The organism is Vibrio amylolyticus (assembly GCF_023145695.1).
Taxonomy (GTDB): domain Bacteria; phylum Pseudomonadota; class Gammaproteobacteria; order Enterobacterales; family Vibrionaceae; genus Vibrio; species Vibrio amylolyticus.
On record NZ_JAJHVV010000002.1, the window covers coordinates 408,279 to 426,707 of the forward strand.

The 18,429-nt window shown below is 43.2% G+C and carries 17 protein-coding genes; 14 read left to right on the plus strand and 3 right to left on the minus strand.

Features of this window, described 5'->3' with window-relative positions:
* Positions 1–44 precede the first annotated feature (44 nt).
* The gene (locus KP803_RS04705; protein WP_248007676.1) at positions 45–1,517 is read right to left on the minus strand and encodes an aminoacyl-histidine dipeptidase; all 1,473 of its coding nucleotides are present in this window, start codon (positions 1,515–1,517) and stop codon (positions 45–47) included.
* Between the two features lie 1,084 nt (positions 1,518–2,601).
* Between KP803_RS04705 and KP803_RS04710 the strand changes: the two genes are divergently transcribed.
* The 14 genes from KP803_RS04710 to pgpA all read left to right on the plus strand — a co-directional run bounded on the left by KP803_RS04710 (position 2,602) and on the right by pgpA (position 15,051).
* Complete coding sequence (locus KP803_RS04710; RefSeq protein ID WP_248007677.1) at positions 2,602–3,894, plus strand: NCS2 family permease; 1,293 nt, start codon at positions 2,602–2,604, stop codon at positions 3,892–3,894.
* A gap of 36 nt (positions 3,895–3,930) precedes the next feature.
* Positions 3,931–4,395 carry a xanthine phosphoribosyltransferase gene (gpt, locus tag KP803_RS04715; RefSeq protein ID WP_248007678.1) on the plus strand — a complete coding sequence of 155 codons (465 nt, stop codon included), beginning with the start codon at positions 3,931–3,933 and terminating at the stop codon, positions 4,393–4,395.
* Between the two features lie 114 nt (positions 4,396–4,509).
* The gene (frsA, locus tag KP803_RS04720; RefSeq protein WP_248007679.1) at positions 4,510–5,751 is read left to right on the plus strand and encodes an esterase FrsA; all 1,242 of its coding nucleotides are present in this window, start codon (positions 4,510–4,512) and stop codon (positions 5,749–5,751) included.
* A gap of 141 nt (positions 5,752–5,892) precedes the next feature.
* Positions 5,893–6,282 carry a sigma factor-binding protein Crl gene (gene crl / locus KP803_RS04725; RefSeq protein WP_248007680.1) on the plus strand — a complete coding sequence of 130 codons (390 nt, stop codon included), beginning with the start codon at positions 5,893–5,895 and terminating at the stop codon, positions 6,280–6,282.
* 120 nt (positions 6,283–6,402) lie between these two features.
* A complete protein-coding gene (gene proB, locus KP803_RS04730) occupies positions 6,403–7,542 on the plus strand; it encodes a glutamate 5-kinase (RefSeq protein WP_248007681.1) in 1,140 nt (379 codons plus the stop codon).
* Between the two features lie 14 nt (positions 7,543–7,556).
* The gene (locus tag KP803_RS04735; RefSeq protein WP_248007682.1) at positions 7,557–8,807 is read left to right on the plus strand and encodes a glutamate-5-semialdehyde dehydrogenase; all 1,251 of its coding nucleotides are present in this window, start codon (positions 7,557–7,559) and stop codon (positions 8,805–8,807) included.
* A gap of 113 nt (positions 8,808–8,920) precedes the next feature.
* Positions 8,921–9,370: a transcriptional regulator NrdR gene (gene nrdR, locus KP803_RS04740; protein ID WP_248007683.1), complete on the plus strand. Its 450-nt coding sequence runs from the start codon at positions 8,921–8,923 to the stop codon at positions 9,368–9,370.
* 41 nt (positions 9,371–9,411) lie between these two features.
* Entirely contained in the window at positions 9,412–10,506 is a 1,095-nt protein-coding gene (gene ribD / locus KP803_RS04745; protein ID WP_427916920.1) for a bifunctional diaminohydroxyphosphoribosylaminopyrimidine deaminase/5-amino-6-(5-phosphoribosylamino)uracil reductase RibD, read from the plus strand.
* A 1-nt stretch (position 10,507) separates the two neighbouring features.
* Positions 10,508–11,164, plus strand: coding sequence for a riboflavin synthase (locus KP803_RS04750; protein ID WP_248007685.1), 657 nt, complete (start codon positions 10,508–10,510; stop codon positions 11,162–11,164).
* 38 nt (positions 11,165–11,202) lie between these two features.
* A complete protein-coding gene (gene ribBA / locus KP803_RS04755; protein ID WP_248007686.1) occupies positions 11,203–12,312 on the plus strand; it encodes a bifunctional 3,4-dihydroxy-2-butanone-4-phosphate synthase/GTP cyclohydrolase II in 1,110 nt (369 codons plus the stop codon).
* A 218-nt stretch (positions 12,313–12,530) separates the two neighbouring features.
* Positions 12,531–13,001, plus strand: a complete 471-nt coding sequence (gene ribH / locus KP803_RS04760; RefSeq protein ID WP_248007687.1) for a 6,7-dimethyl-8-ribityllumazine synthase — start codon at positions 12,531–12,533, stop codon at positions 12,999–13,001.
* Positions 13,001–13,468 (plus strand): transcription antitermination factor NusB, encoded by a 468-nt coding sequence (gene nusB, locus KP803_RS04765; protein ID WP_248007688.1) that lies wholly within the window; start codon positions 13,001–13,003, stop codon positions 13,466–13,468. Before ribH ends, nusB begins: the two co-directional genes overlap by 1 nt.
* 111 nt (positions 13,469–13,579) lie before the next feature.
* Positions 13,580–14,554 (plus strand): thiamine-phosphate kinase, encoded by a 975-nt coding sequence (gene thiL / locus KP803_RS04770; protein WP_248007689.1) that lies wholly within the window; start codon positions 13,580–13,582, stop codon positions 14,552–14,554.
* Positions 14,551–15,051, plus strand: a complete 501-nt coding sequence (pgpA, locus tag KP803_RS04775) for a phosphatidylglycerophosphatase A (RefSeq protein WP_248007690.1) — start codon at positions 14,551–14,553, stop codon at positions 15,049–15,051. The genes thiL and pgpA overlap by 4 nt, the downstream gene beginning before the upstream one ends.
* A gap of 124 nt (positions 15,052–15,175) precedes the next feature.
* Here pgpA and KP803_RS04780 read toward each other — a convergent pair whose 3' ends face one another.
* Together KP803_RS04780 and glnD are read right to left on the minus strand one after the other, a co-directional pair.
* Positions 15,176–15,559, minus strand: coding sequence for a DUF3461 family protein (locus KP803_RS04780; RefSeq protein ID WP_248007691.1), 384 nt, complete (start codon positions 15,557–15,559; stop codon positions 15,176–15,178).
* 117 nt (positions 15,560–15,676) lie between these two features.
* On the minus strand, positions 15,677–18,301 hold the full coding sequence (glnD, locus tag KP803_RS04785) for a bifunctional uridylyltransferase/uridylyl-removing protein GlnD (RefSeq protein WP_248007692.1): 2,625 nt from the start codon (positions 18,299–18,301) through the stop codon (positions 15,677–15,679).
* Positions 18,302–18,429 lie beyond the last annotated feature (128 nt).

Sequence of the window (18,429 nt, forward strand, 5' to 3'; positions counted from 1 at the left end):
TCTTCTGACTCGGCTTTGTGTTTTATTGTAAGTGAAGCTTAGTGCTACGCTTTTTCAGGAATCGCTTCTAACAGTGCCACCATTTGCTGCCAATACAGAGCAACGGTATCGATCTTTACTTTCTCATCTGGAGAGTGTGGGAATTTAATGGTTGGACCGAAAGAGACCATATCCATATTAGGGTAAGGTTCTTTGAACAAGCCGCACTCTAGGCCAGCATGAATTACCATGATGTTTGGCTTGTGACCATAGATGCCTTCGTACATGTCGCGGAAAATCGCCATGATTTCAGAATCAGCATCTGGCTTCCAACCAGGGTATGCACCTGAGAATGCCATCTTCGCTCCAGCAAGTTCTGCCACTGAAGTTAGCATTCCTTCCACCTGGCTACGACCAGAGTCAATCAATGAGCGAATCAAGCATAGAACCGTGATGCTGTTCTCTTCTGTTGTGATAACGCCGACGTTTAGTGATGTTTCAACCACGCCTTCAATCTCATCACTCATGCGGATCACGCCATTAGGGCACGCATTTAATGCTGCAATGAACTGAGCTTGTCCTACCTGAGCAATAACACCTTGCTCTACAGATACATCGTCATTAAAAGTGACGATGCTGTCTTCTGTTTTGCCAAGTTCAGCAGTTAGGAGTTCAGTGTAGCCATTGTATAAAGAGGCAAGTTTCTCTTGGTTCTCAGCAGGAACAGCTACAGTAACGAAGCCTTCGCGAGGGATTGCGTTACGTAAGCTTCCACCTTTAAACTCAACCAAACGCAGATCGAGTTCTTGTGCATGCCCGGCTAGGAATCGTGCCAGTAGCTTATTGGCGTTTGCACGACCCGTGTGAATATCACAACCAGAATGGCCGCCTTTTAAGCCTTTAAGCATGAGCTTACGAGTAACATAACCCGCAGGGATCTCTTCACGAACAATATCAAACGTCATTGAACCATCAATGCCGCCTGCGCAGCCCATGTAGACTTCACCTTCTTGCTCGGAATCGGTATTAAGAAGGATCTCACCTTCTAACCAGCCCGCTTCTAGACCGAAAGCGCCTGTCATACCTGCTTCTTCGTCTACGGTAAGCAGTACTTCTAGCGGACCATGTTTAAGTTCATTTGAAGCCAGAACAGCCAAACATGAGGCCATGCCCATACCGTTATCAGCACCAAGAGTAGTGCCTTTTGCCGTTACCCACTCACCATCAATGTACGGTTGAATTGCATCTGTAACGAAGTCGTGGTCAGTATCTTCATTTTTCTGTGGAACCATGTCGATATGAGCTTGAAGAACAACACCCTTTCTATTTTCCATGCCTGCGGTTGCTGGCTTCTTGATAAAGACGTTACCCGTTGGATCGCGGCGAACATCAAGACCTTGTTCAGTCGCCCAGCCAATGATGTATTGCGCTAGCGCTTCTTCATGCTTTGAAGGGTGGGGAATAGAACAGATCTTATCGAAAAACTGCCAAATTGGCGCAGGTGATAAGTTACTAATTTCAGAGTGGAATTCAGACACGGATGACTCCTTTATTATTGATTTGCCATACCTTTATGTTGGAAAGACCGATTGAGTTAGTCGGATAAGCTAGATATGACCTACGATCTAGTGTCGCACAGCATACCATTCAGACTAGATTGGGTGTAGCCTTCCCTGTAATGAAATTGTTTATTAGCGTCACAGGTTGTAAACATTCAATCTCACTATTAAACGGGTCTTTACACGAGTTATACACGGCTATTGATGGTTATGTAATTTAATTACGAATGATGCGTGAATATAAAGTGTATTGCACTAATTTGTGATTCGGGTCACTTTTTTGTTGTAATTTAATTTCATGGTGATATATTGCTTGCATCTTCAGTTATTGAAGAAGAAATGCTCAAAGGATGAGTCCGTTAATCGCCTCCAAGGAACTGAGAATCAAACAGTATTTTTAATTGATTTTAAGGTGATAGTTATGAAAGGTTTAGCATCTACAATGTTCTGGACTAACAGCAATGTTTACACTAGCGACTTTGTATACCCATTTAGCTTTGGTTACTAATGCTTGCTCGATTAATGAGTTAGGCTAACCGTCACTAAAGTTACTATAGCTCGCCATACTTTATGGTTTAGCTAATAACTGCGAAAGCATGTTATTTGAACAGTTTTGTTCACCCCTATTATTGGAATTTTTTTACAGCTATTTAGCTGAAATGATTCAACCGCCACTCCTTTTGAGTGGCGTTTTTTTATCTGTACTTTAACGACTGTCTAATCCTTCGCCACTAACGTTTAGTTTCTATAATTAGAACAATCCTTTAACCTCTATTCATCGTTGTTCATACTTTCCTTTCTCGATTGTTAATCAATCCACGTGAAAGTTTAGAACATGGTTTAAAAAAACATCATCGCTTCAATTTTTATTCAGTTCCTCCATGCATTGAAAATAAAGGGCTTGTGTCTGTTTTTCCTGTAAATCTTTCTTTATTTAGCTTATCTCACTCAGGAAATATTCATTAGAGTCATAATTCTATCTGGAATTTGTTAATTGATAACTCTATAATTCACGCCAATCGATTACGCAACCGTTTACTTTTTACCCTTATAGGATCCGATCATGCTCGAAAGGCTATTTAAACTCAGTGAACACGGTACGAACGTGAAGACTGAAGTCATTGCTGGTGTTACAACATTCCTAACAATGGCTTATATCATTTTCGTTAACCCGGCAATGCTGTCTGATGCAGGAATGGATCACGGCGCAGTATTTGTAGCAACATGTCTTGCTGCTGCTATTGGCTGTTTTATTATGGGTTTTGTGGCTAACTACCCAATTGCTCAAGCACCAGGTATGGGGCTAAATGCCTTCTTTACTTATGCCGTTGTGCTTGGCATGGGCTATACATGGCAGGTTGCACTAGCAGCGGTATTTGTCTCTGGTATTTTATTTATTCTGTTAAGTATATTTAAGATCCGTGAGTGGATTATTAACTCTATTCCAATGTCACTGCGTACCGGTATCTCAGCAGGTATCGGTCTATTTTTAGCGTTTATTGGTCTAAAAAATGCTGGCATCGTGGTTGATAACCCAGCAACACTCGTATCAATGGGTGATATCACGTCACTGCAAGCTGTATTAGCTTCTATTGGATTCTTCCTCACCATCGCTTTAGTGCACCGTGGCTTAAAAGGTGCGGTAATGATTGCAATTTTAGCAGTGACGGCTCTAGGTCTTGTATTTGGTGATGTTCAATGGGGCGGGATTTTATCTGCGCCACCAAGCATTGCCCCTACTTTTATGCAGCTTGATTTCTCCGCAGTATTTGAAATCGGCATGATCTCTGTTGTATTCGCGTTCCTATTCGTTGATTTGTTTGATACAGCGGGCACCCTAGTTGGTGTTGCTCAAAAAGCGGATCTTATCGACAAGAAAACAGGCAAAATCCCTCGCCTAAACCGCGCTCTTCTTGCTGACTCTACAGCGACATCAGCGGGTGCTTTGTTAGGTACATCAAACACCACTTCTTACATTGAAAGTGTCGCGGGTGTAGCGGCTGGTGGTCGCACAGGATTAACGGCGGTTGTTGTTGGCATTTTATTCCTTCTTGCATTATTCTTCTCGCCACTTGCTGGTATGATCCCAGCTTATGCGACAGCAGGCGCGCTATTTTATGTGGCGATCTTAATGCTTTCTGGTTTGGTGAGCATTGATTGGCGTGACCTGACAGAAGCGGCTCCTGTGGTTGTGACTTGTCTGCTTATGCCTTTGACTTTCTCTATTGCTGAAGGCATTGCACTTGGCTTTATTAGCTATGCGGCTATTAAGGCAATGAGTGGTAAAGGTCGTGATGTTTCTCTAAGTGTTTGGGTTATGTCTGCCATCTTTATCATTAAGTACATCGTAGAATAAATTAATTCATATTTTTCAAATTATTAGGTTTATACAATGAGCAATAAATTCATTATTACTTGGGATGCAATGCACTCTTACTGCCGTCAACTAGCTGAAAAGCAAATGCCAGCAGAGCAATGGAAAGGTATCCTAGGTGTTAGCCGCGGTGGTTTAGTTCCTGCTGCTATTTTAGCTCGTGAACTTGGTATTCGTTACGTAGATACAATTTGTATCTCTAGCTACGATCATGATCACCAGCGTGATATGACGGTTGTAAAAGCACCAGAAGGTGACGGCGAAGGTTTCTTAATTGTAGAAGACCTAGTAGACAGCGGTGATACTGCACGTAAGCTTCGTGAAATGTATCCGAAAGCAAAACTGATTGCGGTCTGTGCTAAGCCTTCTGGGGTTGAGCTTCTGGATGACTACGTAGTTGATATTGGACAAGATACTTGGATTGAGCAGCCTTGGGATATGTCTATCCAATTTGCTGAGCCAATCAATCGCAAGCAAAAATAATCGCGTCTTAGCGTAAAGTCATTGCTTCTTAGCGTGAATAGTGAAAAATGACCCTCTTATGGGTCATTTTTTTTACCCTTTATAAACGTCTAAAGCTGCCCATTAGGAATCAATATGTCAGAGCAAAGCGATAAGAACTTATCTGAAACTCTTTTTGTTAAGCATAAGCAAGCGAAAGAGACCTCTTCCCTCACTCAATATATGCCAAGTAGCCAGCCTTTTGTGGACGAAAAAGTCGCCTCAGGTTCATGGTATCGTAACTTACGTCGCATGCAATGGGCGTGGCAAGGTGTTGATCCTATAGAACAAGAGGCTGTCTTGGCGCGTATCGCGTCTTGTCAGCATTCTAGGACCCATGATCACTGGCTAGATACCGTTATTGGCTTTCGTAGTGGAAACTGGGCGTTTGAATGGGGCAAGCTTGCGGCAGAGCATCATAAGCGAGGCAGATCTCTCGAAGGAGAAGAAGGAGCTGACGAACTATTTAAAGCCTCTTTATGTTACAGCATTGCTGGTTACCCTCATTTAAAGAATGACAATTTATCGCTTCAAGCGCAGGTGCAAGCCAATACAACCTATGCAGAAGCGGCGGAAAAGAGTGATTTTGTCGTTAAGCAATTAAAGATCCCTTACGGCAAAAAGAAAATATCAGCCACCCTTCATGCCAAAAACACCTTACAGCCTCAACCCGTGATTATTGTTAGTGCTGGCTTAGATAGCTTGCAAACGGATATGTGGCGCTTATTTAGAGATCATCTTGCTCCTAAGAATATTGCGATGTTAACGGTGGATCTTCCATCCGTGGGGCAGAACAGCCATTATCCATTGAGCGAAGATACATCTTGTCTTCATAAAGCGGTATTAGATGAATTACCGAATATCCCATGGGTTGATCATTATAAAGTGGGCCTGTTGGGTTTTAGGTTTGGAGGCAATGCGATGGTTAGGCTTTCATTCATGGAGCAAGATAAGATTAAAGCATGCGTTTCTCTGGGGGCGCCTATTCATGATCTTTTAGCATCGCCAAAGAAGCTTAAGGGTATGTCTAAGATGTATCTAGACCTTTTAGCATCAAGAGTAGGCAAGACAGTTGTCGACGTGAATAGTTTATCTTCTCAACTTATGGCTTGGTCATTGAAGGTGCAAGGCGTAGTGTCGAGTCGTAAGACCAAGGTGCCAATTTTAGCGATGAGTCTTGATGGCGATCCTATTTCTCCCCATAGCGATAATCAACTAGTAGCACTATATAGTCAATTTGGAAAGGCGAGAAAAATAAATAATAAAATAATTTCAGAAGGATATGAGCAATCCCTCGCTTTAGCAATAAAATGGATGGAAGACGAATTATATAGATGACTTTTCTCCATTAATGGTTAAGCATAAATTATATGGTTGAAAAATAACCATATAATAATAAAGGAATACTTGTTAGCACATAATTATAAGAAGTCGCTAACTATAAAAATATTATCGCTAATCATGAATGGAGTAACACCTATGACCGAAGTGACTAAGTTGCCGACTCATTATCGCTTGCTAAGTGCATTAAAAGCTGTCGGGCCGTACCTTCGAGAAACACAATGTAGTGAGGGCCGTTATCTGTTTGACTGCCTATCTGTCTGCGTCAACGATAAAAAATCCCCAGAGGAGCGTGAGTTTTGGGGCTGGTGGCTTGAACTTGAGCAAAACGAACAGAGTTTTAAGGCAAATTATTTCGTTGGTCGCTATAACCTTGAAGGCAACTGGGATGCTGTTTCTGTACCTAAGAAGGCGATAGCGGAAGTAAATCGAACTCAAGATGACTTCCACTCTAAGTTGACCAAAACGTTGGAAGAAAAGTTCCAAATGACAGTAGAGCTACATAAAGAGTCTGTCGAATTCGTCTAATCACAGTAAAATTCTTCCTACTTGATATAAAAAGGTGCTTTTAGCACCTTTTCTCTTGTTAAATTCAGCATTGATTGTTAAAACATCAGCTCTTATACGTATTTTTTATCAAAATAGATCATGACAACGAAACAACACAGCGGAACCTCAGCTCAACCTAAAACAGTGGTTGTAAAACTGGGCACTAGCGTACTAACCGGTGGGACTCAAGCTCTTGATAGAGCTCATATGGTTGAACTTGTGCGTCAATGTGCGGAGTTAAAAAAACTTGGCCATTCAATTGTAATGGTTTCGTCTGGTGCCATTGCAGCCGGACGTGAGCACTTAGGTTACCCCGCACTCCCCAACGCGATGTCGAGTAAGCAGCTTCTTGCCGCTGTCGGACAGAGCCAACTTATCCAAGTTTGGGAATCGTTGTTTGCTATTTATGGCATGAAAATAGGTCAAATGCTGTTAACGCGTGCGGATCTTGATGATCGTGAACGCTTTCTCAATGCGCGCGATACCATCAATGCGTTAGTTGATAATGACATTATTCCTGTGGTTAATGAGAATGATGCTGTCGCAACCAGTGAAATAAAGGTTGGTGATAATGACAACTTGTCAGCGTTGGTTGGTATTTTATGTGGTGCAGATAAGCTACTGCTTCTTACCGACCAGAAAGGTTTGTTTACTGCCGACCCACGTAAAGACCCAAATGCAGAATTAATTAAAGAAGTTCGTACTATTGATGCGACGTTGCGCAAAATAGCGGGTGGCAGTGGCACAACACTGGGTACTGGCGGAATGGCGACTAAGTTACAAGCTGCCGATATCGCGAGACGTGCAGGTATTGAAGTTATCATAGCAGCAGGCAGTGCAGAAAACGTTATTTTTGATTCTTTAACTGACGTTCCTCAAGGGACACGTTTCTTACCGTTAGAAGAGTCATTAGAAAATCGTAAACGTTGGATTCTCGCCGGTCCCGCAGCCTTGGGTGATATTGTTATTGATGACGGTGCAACACGCGCTGTTATTACGAAAGGAAGCAGTTTACTGGCTAAAGGGGTCATTAAAGCGAGTGGAAACTTTGCTCGTGGAGAGGTCGCTAGAATCGTGAATACTAACGGCGACCTCATCGCACGTGGTATCACTAGCTATTCAAGTGACGATCTATCTCGTATTGCCGGTAAACACAGTAAAGATATTAATTCTATTCTTGGCTACGACTACGGCTCAGAAGTCATCCATCGCGATGATCTTGTTGTCATCCAAGAGTAAAAGAGGAATTTGTAATGGATTTAAATACTATGGGACAAGCGGCTAAAGAAGCGGCTTTCCATTTAGCGACAGCGTCAACCGCACAAAAAAATAAAGCATTGGCAATTATCGCTGACGAACTTGAAGCGAACGCAGAAACCATTTTAGCTGCCAATGAAAAAGACATTCAGTTAGGCCGAGAAGCAGGGCTGACGGATGCGCTCTTAGACCGATTACTACTGAACCCTGAGCGTTTAACGGGGATTGCTAACGATGTACGTAATGTGATCAGCCTAAATGATCCTGTTGGCAGTGAGATTGACAGTAAAGTGCTGGAAAATGGCATGTCTTTATCTCGACGTCGCGTGCCACTGGGTGTTGTTGGTGTTATTTACGAAGCTCGTCCGAACGTGACCATTGATATCGCAGCACTGTGTTTAAAAACCGGTAATGCAAGCATTCTACGTGGTGGTAAAGAGACATTTTTCTCGAACATGGAGCTGGTGAAGGTGATTCAATCCGCTCTAGAGAAAGCGTCACTACCCGCGGCTTCAGTACAATACATTGAAAAACCAGATCGAGAGTTAGTTTCTCAACTTCTTAAACTCGATGATTATGTTGATATGATCATTCCACGAGGTGGCGCAGGGCTGCACAAAATGTGCAAAGAGAACAGCACCATTCCTGTGATCATAGGCGGTTTTGGTATCAGCCATATTTTTGTCGATGAGAGCGCAGATCTTGATAAAGCGTTGAATGTTGTTGAAAACTCGAAGGTTCAACGTCCTTCTGCATGTAATTCTTTAGATACTTTATTGGTTCATAAAGCAGTGGCGAAAGCGTTCTTATCGAAAGCGGCTGAGCGTATGAGTGACACCGTTAGTTTTGTTGCTGAATCGAATGCTATAGACCTGTTAGGTGAAGCTCAAGATGTACGATCTGCTCAAGAGGGCGATTTTGATACCGAGTGGTTGAGTTATACGTTGGGTGTTAAGGTCGTTGATACTATTGAGCAAGCGATTACACATATGCGAGTGCATAACGCTAGTCACTCTGACGCAATCATGACCAACAGTTTGAAAAATGCAGAGCTATTTATTAACTCTGTAGGCTCAGCGGCGGTGTACGTGAACGCTTCGACCCGTTTTACTGATGGTGCTCAGTTTGGTTTGGGGGCGGAAGTCGCTGTATCGACACAAAAGCTGCATGCGCGCGGTCCTATGGGACTAGAAGAGCTGACGAGTTACAAGTGGGTGGGTAAGGCTGACTATTTAGCTCGTCCGTAATACGAGCTTGAGGCATCTCAGAAATTTTGAAATTATAAAGGGGCCTTGTGCCCCTTTTACTTTTCTTCGTAAGAGTAATTCCGTTACACTGTGGTTAATTACTTGGAGGTAATATGCATTGTCCTTTCTGTTCCGAGAACGACACAAAAGTTATTGATTCTAGATTAGTTGCTGATGGTCATCAGGTGCGTCGACGTCGCCAGTGTTTGGCGTGTAGCGAACGTTTCACTACATTTGAAACCGCTGAACTTGTTATGCCAAAAGTGATAAAAACGAATGGCAACCGTGAACCCTTTAATGAAGATAAAATGGTTGGTGGGTTTCAACGTGCATTAGAGAAACGTCCTGTGAGTGCGGATTCTATTGAATTGGCGATCAGTATGATTAAGTCCCAACTTCGTGCGACAGGTGAACGTGAAGTCCCTAGTGAAATGATTGGCAATTTAGTGATGGATCAGCTTAAAGATCTCGATAAAGTCGCCTACATTCGATTTGCTTCTGTATACCGCAGTTTTGAAGACATTCGAGAATTTGGCGAAGAAATTGCCAAATTAGAAGATTAAGCTCCGCTATTATGTTTCATTTCTCTGATTTAGATTTCCAAATGATGTCCCGTGCTATTTTATTGGCGAAAAAGGGCATCTATACCACTGCACCAAATCCAAATGTTGGCTGTGTTATAGAGCGTGATGGCATCGTTGTTGGTGAAGGTTTTCATCATCGTGCGGGCGAGCCTCATGCAGAGGTACACGCTCTACGTGACGCAGGAGAGCGCTCAATTGGAGCAACGGCTTATGTCACGCTCGAGCCTTGTTCACACTATGGTCGAACGCCACCGTGTGCTGAAGGGCTCATTAAGGCGAAAGTTGCGCGCGTTGTATGTGCAATGCAGGATCCTAACCCTAAGGTTGCAGGTCGCGGTATTGCTATGTTGCGAGAAGCGGGGATTGAGGTTGAAGTCGGCTTACTAGAAGCAGATGCACAAGCTCTTAATCCAGCGTTTATTAAGCGCATGCAAATAGGTCGTCCGTACGTTCAATTGAAAATGGCCGCAAGCTTAGATGGTCAAACTGCCTTAGCGAATGGCGCTAGCCAGTGGATCACTTCCCCTCAATCGAGACAAAATGTTCAGGCTTATCGCGCTAAGTCTTGCGCTATACTATCGACCAGTAAAACCGTTATTGATGATAATGCCTCGCTGAACGTGCGTTGGGATGATTTACCACAAGACATACAGTCGACGTACGATCACTCCCAACTTCGTCAACCTGTGCGCGTTATTCTTGATAGGCAGAACCATTTAACGAGTAATACAGAACAGCTCAAGCTGTTCAATACGCCAGGTAAGGTATTAACGGTTAGTGATCAAGGTGATATCGAGCCAGAAATAAATATTGATGGTCAGATCGATCTCAATGCCACCTTTAAAGCGTTGGTTGAGTCTCATCATATCAACCACCTTTGGGTTGAAGCGGGGGCCACGTTAGCGAAATCTCTCATCGAGGCTGAGCTAGTAGATGAACTGATCCTTTATTTGGCACCTAAACTTATGGGTAGTGATGGTCGCGGTCTTTTTGGTGCTCTAGGACTTGAGTCAATGAACGAGACTCACGAGTTAACCATTCAAGATGTTCGTCAAATCGGGCCCGATATTCGAATTGTCGCCACTCTTAATAAACGCAATAAGAAAGATAAATAGTATGTTTACAGGAATTGTAGAAACCGTTGGTACTCTGGCGGCAATCACACCGAAAGGTGAAGACATTAGCGTAACTGTTAATGTCGGCAAACTTGATATGTCGGATGTAAACCTAGGGGATAGCATCGCAACCAATGGCGTATGCTTAACGGTCGTTGATTTCAATCAAACCAGTTACACCGCTGACTTGTCATTAGAAACGTTAAAACTGACAGGGTTTACCGACTCTCAAGCCGGAGACAAAGTGAATCTTGAAAAGGCGATGCTTCCAACAACGCGTTTTGGTGGTCATATCGTTTCTGGGCATGTTGATGGCGTGGGTGAAATTGTTGACCGTCAGCAGGTGGGTAGAGCGATTGAATTTTGGGTTTCTATGCCTGCAGAATTATCAAAGTATGTGGCACATAAAGGCTCGATTACCGTTGACGGTATCAGCTTAACGGTGAACGATTTACGTAAGAATGAGTTTAAGCTCACTATCGTTCCGCATACGGGTGAAGAGACCACGATTAATGATTTCCACGTTGGACGAAAAGTAAACTTGGAAGTCGATGTCTTGGCTCGTTATATGGAGAGGCTTCTTCAAGGTCAGAAAGAAGAGTCAGAGCCTAAGTCTCGTTTGAGCATGGAATTTTTACAACAAAATGGTTTTGCTTAACGAACACTTTGTTGCAATTAGGAATACAGGAACAGAGCATGACAATCAGTACACCACAAGAAATTATTGAAGACATTCGTCTTGGTAAGATGGTCATCCTTATGGATGATGAAGATCGCGAAAATGAAGGCGATCTGATCATGGCAGCGGAACATATTACGCCTGAAGCGATTAACTTTATGGCGACTCATGGCCGTGGCTTAATCTGTTTAACCATGACGAAAGAGCGCTGTGAGCGTTTAGGCCTGCCTCCTATGGTTCAGGATAACAATGCCCAGTATACAACGAACTTTACGGTATCGATTGAAGCGGCTGAAGGCGTGACGACTGGTATTTCTGCTGCGGATCGCGCGATTACCGTTCAAGCTGCAGTAGCGAAAGATGCGGTGGCCGCTGATCTTGTTCAACCGGGGCATATTTTCCCGCTGACAGCTCAAGAAGGTGGTGTACTCACTCGTGCTGGTCATACAGAAGCTGGCTGTGATTTAGGTCGTTTAGCAGGGCTAGAGCCGGCTTCCGTTATTGTTGAGATCTTAAATGATGATGGCACAATGGCCCGTCGCCCTGATCTTGAAGTCTTCGCTAAAAAACACGACGTAAAACTAGGCACCATCGCTGATCTTATTGAATATCGTAATAACACTGAAACGACGATTGAACGTGTGGCTCAGTGTAAACTCCCAACTGAGTTCGGTGATTTCGAACTGGTTACCTTTAAAGATACCATTGATAACCAAATTCACTACGCAATGATTAAAGGTGAACTTAGTAAGCAAGCACCTCTCGTGCGCGTTCACTTGCATGATACCTTTACAGACTTATTGCACTCTGATCGCGGAACGGAACGAAGCTGGAGCTTAGATGCGGCGATGAAGCGTATTGGCTCAGAAGGTGGTGTGTTGGTTATCTTGGGCAATGAAGAGTCAGCGGAAACACTGATTCATAAAGTCAAAGTATTTGAAGCACAAGATAAAGGCCAAGCTCCAACCATGGCGAAGAAGCAGGGAACGTCCCGTCGCGTAGGCGTTGGTTCTCAAATTCTTTCTGATCTTGGTGTTACCGATATGCGTTTATTGTCTTCTAGCTCAAAACGTTACCATGCTCTTGGTGGTTTTGGTCTAAATGTGGTTGAATACGTGTGTGAATAAAAAAGTCGCGCATGAGTTAGCTTATGCGTGATCTTGCTTTATGAGGGAAGCGTTTGCTTCCTTTTTTAGCGATAATGGTGATTTCCTATCACCATCAGAAATTTAATATTAGACACGCCGAAGGTTAGCATTAACTTTAATATCTATTAGATATTGCTCACAGTTTTATGCTAGAATCCGGCGATTCTCACTTGATGAACATAGTTAAAGGAAGGCTTATGAAAGTGATCGAGGGTGGCTTCCCAGCGCCAAATGCAAAAATTGCTATCGTTATAGCTCGTTTCAACAGTTTTATTAACGAAAGCCTGCTTTCTGGTGCAATCGATACTTTAAAACGTCATGGACAGGTTAGCGAAGACAACATTACTGTTGTGCGTTGTCCTGGTGCAGTTGAGCTCCCATTAGTTGCTCAACGTGTTGCCAAGACTGGCCAGTTCGATGCGATTGTATCTTTAGGTACAGTTATTCGTGGCGGTACGCCTCATTTCGACTATGTTTGTAGTGAATGTAATAAAGGTTTGGCACAGGTGTCTATGGAGTTTAGTCTTCCAGTCGCATTTGGTGTCCTTACTGTTGATACCATCGATCAAGCTATTGAACGCGCAGGAACCAAGGCTGGTAACAAAGGTGCAGAAGCTGCACTAAGCGCACTTGAGATGATCAACGTTCTTTCTGAAATCGATTCCTAATGGGGGCCAGTGTGAAACCAGCCGCACGTCGTAATGCACGTCAATTTGCTCTACAAGCAATTTACTCATGGCAAATTAGCAAAGAAAATGTTGCCGTAGTTGAAGAACAGTTTATATCTGGTGGTAAGTATGATGAAGAAGAGCATCATGCTGCAGAGCCTGCTCTAATCGCACCAGAAACCGATGTGGCATACTTCCGCGACCTACTGACTGGTGTTGCACTTAGTCATATGGAATTGGACAGCAAACTTCGTCCATTCGTATCTCGTCCTATGCAGGATTTAGATCTTATGGAACTGGCTTTGCTTCGTCTTGCTATGTACGAAATGACGCGCCGTGAAGATGTTCCTTACAAAGTTGTTATCAATGAAGCGATTGAACTTGCAAAAGTATTCGCTGCAGAAGATAGCCACAAATTCGTGAACGGTGTGCTTGATAAAGCGGCACCACACGTCCGTAAGAAATAAAAACGGATTATCGTCAAAAGAGGTCAGCTTAATGCTGGCCTTTTTTATACCGTGCATTTAGCCTTTCACTTCATTTAATGAAATTAACGTATTGAAAGAGAGTTCTTCGGTATGTCAGGTGAATTTAACCTTATAGATAAATATTTAGTTGGTCGTCAATCGCGACGCAAAGATGTGTTGCTGGCAGCTGGCGATGATTGTGCACTGGTAAAAAGTCCGAGTAATGTTTCCATTGCTGTTAGCACTGATACTTTAGTTGCGGGAACACACTTTTTAGAAAGCGCTAACCCTAGTTGGGTAGCCCATAAAGCACTGGCTTCTAATATTAGCGATCTTGCTGCAATGGGCGCGACACCAGCGTGGGTCTCTTTCGCGTTAACCATGCCTGAACCTAAAGAAGAGTGGTTAGCTCCTTTTTGTGATTCATTTTTCAAATTGGCTGATTATTTTGGTATTCAGTTAATTGGTGGAGACACCACAAAAGGCCCACTAAGTTTAACTTTAACGGTTCAAGGGTTTGTCCCAGAAGATCAAGCACTGAGACGAAGTGGTGCAAAAATCGGAGATTGGATTTATGTGACCGGTGATCTTGGTGATAGTAAAGCGGGGCTCGATGTGATTCTCGATGACACTCTTCGAGAAAAAGAAGGGGCCTCAATATTAGAATCACGCCACTACCTCTCTTCTCCTCGTGTCTTAGTTGGACAGGCGTTACTTAATACCGCTTCATCAGCTATTGATATCTCTGATGGTCTCATTTCGGATTTAAACCATATTCTTCAACGCTCAGGTGTTGGTGCATCCATTGATGTGAGCTTATTGCCGATATCGCAAGAGTTACGTGAATTTACTCAAAATGAAGAGCTTGCTCAGCAGTACGCGTTAACGAGCGGAGAAGAGTATGAGTTGTGCTTTACGGTGCCAGAGGAAAACAAAGGTGCAATTGAAAGCGTGTTGAATCACACTGGCACCAAAGTCACTTGTATTGGACAAATACGCCCAGAAGGTACGTTAGAGCTTCACAGCAATGGTACAATCGTGGATTGGCAACTTAGTGGGTATGATCACTTTAAGGTAAAACAATGACGAACCCTATCTCTCTTATTTCTTTAAAAAATCCGTGGCATTTATTGGCAACAGGTTTTGGCAGCGGTCTTTCACCTATTATTCCCGGTACGATGGGGACATTAGCGTCTATTCCTTTTTACCTATTATTGGTGCAACTTCCGTTATGGTTGTTTATTGCCGTGATTATAGGCTCCTATTTTATAGGCGTTAAGATTTGCCAAATCACTTCAGATGATATGAAGGTGCACGATCACGGCTCTATAGTATGGGATGAGTTTGTCGGATTTTGGATCACCATGCTTGTCGTGCCATTGCTTGGTATTGCCATTTTTGATTGGAAGTGGATCGTCGCAGGGTTTGTCTTATTCCGATTCTTTGACATGGTTAAACCGTGGCCGATTGGCTGGTTGGATAAGCAAGTTGATGGCGGAGTCGGTATCATGGTTGATGATGTTGTTGCGGGTATTATGGCGGCAGTATCACTCTATTTTGTAGGCACTTACGCTGGTTGGTAATTATACCGACTGGTAAGTATATAGATTGATAACAGATCCTAATGTTAAATATTAAAAAAGGTTCCACTGGTTACTAGCAACCTAAGGGAACCTTTTTATTATCGTGAATGTAACCAATTCAAGGTTATTTTAACTTTTCTAAATCAGACTCTATCTCAGAAATTTTACTCGCTACTACTTTTTCAAGATGACGCAAGTCTTTGAGTATTTTTGCTTTTACATCAACTTCCGCCAGTTTCTCAGGCTTAGTCAGCTTATTCAATTCATCGATAACCAAGGTTAGATTTCGATTGATCTCAGTTACTTCTTTATATTGATGACTACCACTATCAACCAATACGTTTTTAACTTGTCGTGGGTATTTGAATTTAACGCTTTTGGCGAAGAGTTCGCCTTTTTGCTTTTTAAAGTAGATCTTTAACACATCCTTGTGCGCTTCTTGTCTTAACGAGTAACGCTCAATTTGCTTAGGCTCTTGTATACCTAAGCCTGTGAGGTTTGGAAACATAGGCTACCTCTAATTAGTGTTGTAAAATTGATAAAATCATAACTAATGTAGCAGCCAATAACCGTGGTAGATAGCTGCGAGTAGAATAAGCTGTACAACTTGTGGGCAAGATCGCGATTAATTTGGCGCAGCCTCGGCAATGTTTTCTACTAATCTTTCACGTAGCTGATTTTGAGTTTCTTCATCAAGCCTACCGCCTTGTCCATTCGTCAAAATAAACAGATCTTCTGCTCTTTCTCCTATGGTGGTGATTTTTGCTGCGTGTAGGCTGATCTCAAGATCGGCGAAGGTTGCACCGACTTTGGCGAGTAGGCCCGGAGTATCAAGCGCCACGAACTCCATCAATGTACGTTTATTACTTTTCGTCGGTAAAAACTCGACCTTAGTTTTAACCGTAAAATGCTGCAAATTTCTTGGGGTACGGCGAGTTTTAATTTTCGTTGGCCGACCATCTTCTAATACATGGGCAAGGTGCTTAATGATGGCTTTGTGCCGGGAGGCATCGATGGCTTCTCCGTTTTGATCAAGGATCATAAAGGTATCAAGAACGAATCCGTCTTTGCTTGTCATTACTTGAGCGTCGTGGACGTTAAGATTGCGTCTGTCTAACTCAGCAACAACTGTTGCAAAGAGAGCATTTTGGTCACGAGCGTAAACAAAGACTTCAGTGCCTCCGCGTGTCGCTTTTTCACTAATCAGGATCAGCGGTTTACTATCGTCTGTTTGGTTTAGAAGATGAGTACAATGCCACGCGATTTGTTTGTGAGTATGACGAAGGAAATAGTCCGCTTTGAATCGCTGCCAAAGCACTTCGATTTCTCGAGCACTAAACCCTTCCTTCCTAAGTAGTGCAGAAGAGAGTTGTTGGTTATGACGAATTCGGTCTCGAACATCAACTGGGTTCTCTAAACCTCGGCGTAAAGCGCGTTGAGTGGAGTAAAACAATTCAGCCAGTAGTGTTCGCTTCCAGCTGTTCCAGAGCTCAGGGTTAGTTGCACAAATATCCGCAACTGTAAGACAAACTAATAGTTCAAGGTGCTCTTCATCGCGAACCTTTTTGGCAAATTCGGTGATCACTTCTGGATCGTAGATATCGCGACGTTGTGCCGTTACAGACATTAATAAGTGATTTTGTACCAACCAAGAGACGAGCTTGGCTTCTGGTTTCGATAAGCCATGCTCGATACAAAAATTGTAGGCCTCGACAGCGCCTATGTCAGAGTGATCACCACTTCGCCCTTTTCCAATATCATGGAAGATCGCGGCAAGAACCAATAGCTCTTTTTTATGAAGCCTCGGGTAGACTTCACAACAGATAGGGTGTTTATCATGGTTACTAGCGTAGCTGAAACGGTTGATATGTTTGAGCAAGCGAATGCTGTGTTCATCAACGGTGTAGACATGGAATAGGTCGAACTGCATTTGCCCTACGATCTGACTCCACTGGGGCAGGTAACTCGCGAGAACACCAAGCTTATGCATGAGGCTAAATGCCTTATGTAAGCAATTCGGGTGGCAGACTAACTCCATAAATTTTTCGCGAGCTTCAGGGATCACATGAAGGAATTTATTGAGTCGACGACGGGCTGTTCTGAGCTGCCTCATGGTGGCAGGAGCAACACCTTCAATTGAGGAGTCGTTCGCGATATGGATGAACATATCTAAAATTGTTTCTGGCCTTGCTTGGAATAGCGCTGGCTTTCTTGCCTCGATCAGCTTACCTCGCCGTTGGAAATCGTTGCTAAGAATTTCAGCTTCGTACTCCACACCGTTTTCTAAGATAGCTTGGTCGAATAACTTCAATAGCATTTTATTGAGCTCTGCCACGCGTCTTAGCGTGCGGTAGAACTCTTTCATCATCATTTCTACCCCGCGATTCCCTTCACCAATGAACCCAAGACTCTCTGCGACTTGTGCTTGGTGACCGAAGGTAAGGCGATTATCGTAGCGCTTTAACTCTATATGTAGAGCGAAACGAACACGCCATAAAAAATCTTGGCACTCAACGAGTTCACGGTATTCGGCATCGGTTAAGAAGCCATATTTGCTCATTTCGAGTAGTGAGGTCGCACCAAAGTGCCTTCTCGCGACCCAACTTAACGTGTGAATGTCTCTTAAGCCGCCAGGCGTCGATTTGATATCGGGCTCAAGGTTATAAGTCGTATCGTGGTAGCGAGCATGCCTTTGTTTTTGCTCTTGAATTTTTGCCTTATAGAAACCATCACTAGGCCAAAATGATGGAGAGCTGATGGTTGTAGTAAGTTGGTGGAAGGTATCCTCGCAACCACATAGCAACCTTGCTTCCTGCAAGTTAGTCGCAACGGTTAAGTCTTGTTTTCCGATCGTTGCACACTCATCGATAGTTCGAACCGCATGGCCTATTTCTAACCTAAGATCCCAAAGTAGGGTGATGAATTCACTGACTTTTGCCCCTAGGTTGTCAGGCAGGCTCTTTTTCGACACGACCAGAATATCAATATCAGAGAGCGGGTGAAGTTCACCACGACCGTAACCACCAACGGCGACTAAACTAATATGTGGCAGCTTTTCAAATCCATACTCATTCCATAGGCGATGTAAAAGCAAATCCATATAATCTGAGCGACCAAGCACTAAATCATTGATCGGGTGATGAGAGAGGAATTCACTTTTTTGATAATCAGAAAATAGCTCAAGCTGCTTTTTAAGCGATGCAATTGAAAGCTGTTCTGTGGAAAAAGTCAGTGGAGATTGATACGCCATATATAGCAGTCCATGCGAATTGAATATCGATAATGAGGTTTAATCTATCAGATAGGGGCGGATAAAAAAATATCCCTGCATTGCAGGGATATTAAAGTTAGTTTTGAATCACTTTATTACTAATGAAG

Coding starts and splice junctions, on each gene's coding strand:
- KP803_RS04710 (WP_248007677.1), top strand. CDS start 2,602: ATGCTCGAAAGGCTATTTAAACTCAGTGAACACGGTACGAACGTGAAG.
- gpt (WP_248007678.1), top strand. CDS start 3,931: ATGAGCAATAAATTCATTATTACTTGGGATGCAATGCACTCTTACTGC.
- frsA (WP_248007679.1), top strand. CDS start 4,510: ATGTCAGAGCAAAGCGATAAGAACTTATCTGAAACTCTTTTTGTTAAG.
- crl (WP_248007680.1), top strand. CDS start 5,893: ATGACCGAAGTGACTAAGTTGCCGACTCATTATCGCTTGCTAAGTGCA.
- proB (WP_248007681.1), top strand. CDS start 6,403: ATGACAACGAAACAACACAGCGGAACCTCAGCTCAACCTAAAACAGTG.
- KP803_RS04735 (WP_248007682.1), top strand. CDS start 7,557: ATGGATTTAAATACTATGGGACAAGCGGCTAAAGAAGCGGCTTTCCAT.
- nrdR (WP_248007683.1), top strand. CDS start 8,921: ATGCATTGTCCTTTCTGTTCCGAGAACGACACAAAAGTTATTGATTCT.
- ribD (WP_427916920.1), top strand. CDS start 9,412: ATGATGTCCCGTGCTATTTTATTGGCGAAAAAGGGCATCTATACCACT.
- KP803_RS04750 (WP_248007685.1), top strand. CDS start 10,508: ATGTTTACAGGAATTGTAGAAACCGTTGGTACTCTGGCGGCAATCACA.
- ribBA (WP_248007686.1), top strand. CDS start 11,203: ATGACAATCAGTACACCACAAGAAATTATTGAAGACATTCGTCTTGGT.
- ribH (WP_248007687.1), top strand. CDS start 12,531: ATGAAAGTGATCGAGGGTGGCTTCCCAGCGCCAAATGCAAAAATTGCT.
- nusB (WP_248007688.1), top strand. CDS start 13,001: ATGGGGGCCAGTGTGAAACCAGCCGCACGTCGTAATGCACGTCAATTT.
- thiL (WP_248007689.1), top strand. CDS start 13,580: ATGTCAGGTGAATTTAACCTTATAGATAAATATTTAGTTGGTCGTCAA.
- pgpA (WP_248007690.1), top strand. CDS start 14,551: ATGACGAACCCTATCTCTCTTATTTCTTTAAAAAATCCGTGGCATTTA.
- KP803_RS04780 (WP_248007691.1), bottom strand. CDS start 15,559: ATGTTTCCAAACCTCACAGGCTTAGGTATACAAGAGCCTAAGCAAATT.
- glnD (WP_248007692.1), bottom strand. CDS start 18,301: ATGGCGTATCAATCTCCACTGACTTTTTCCACAGAACAGCTTTCAATT.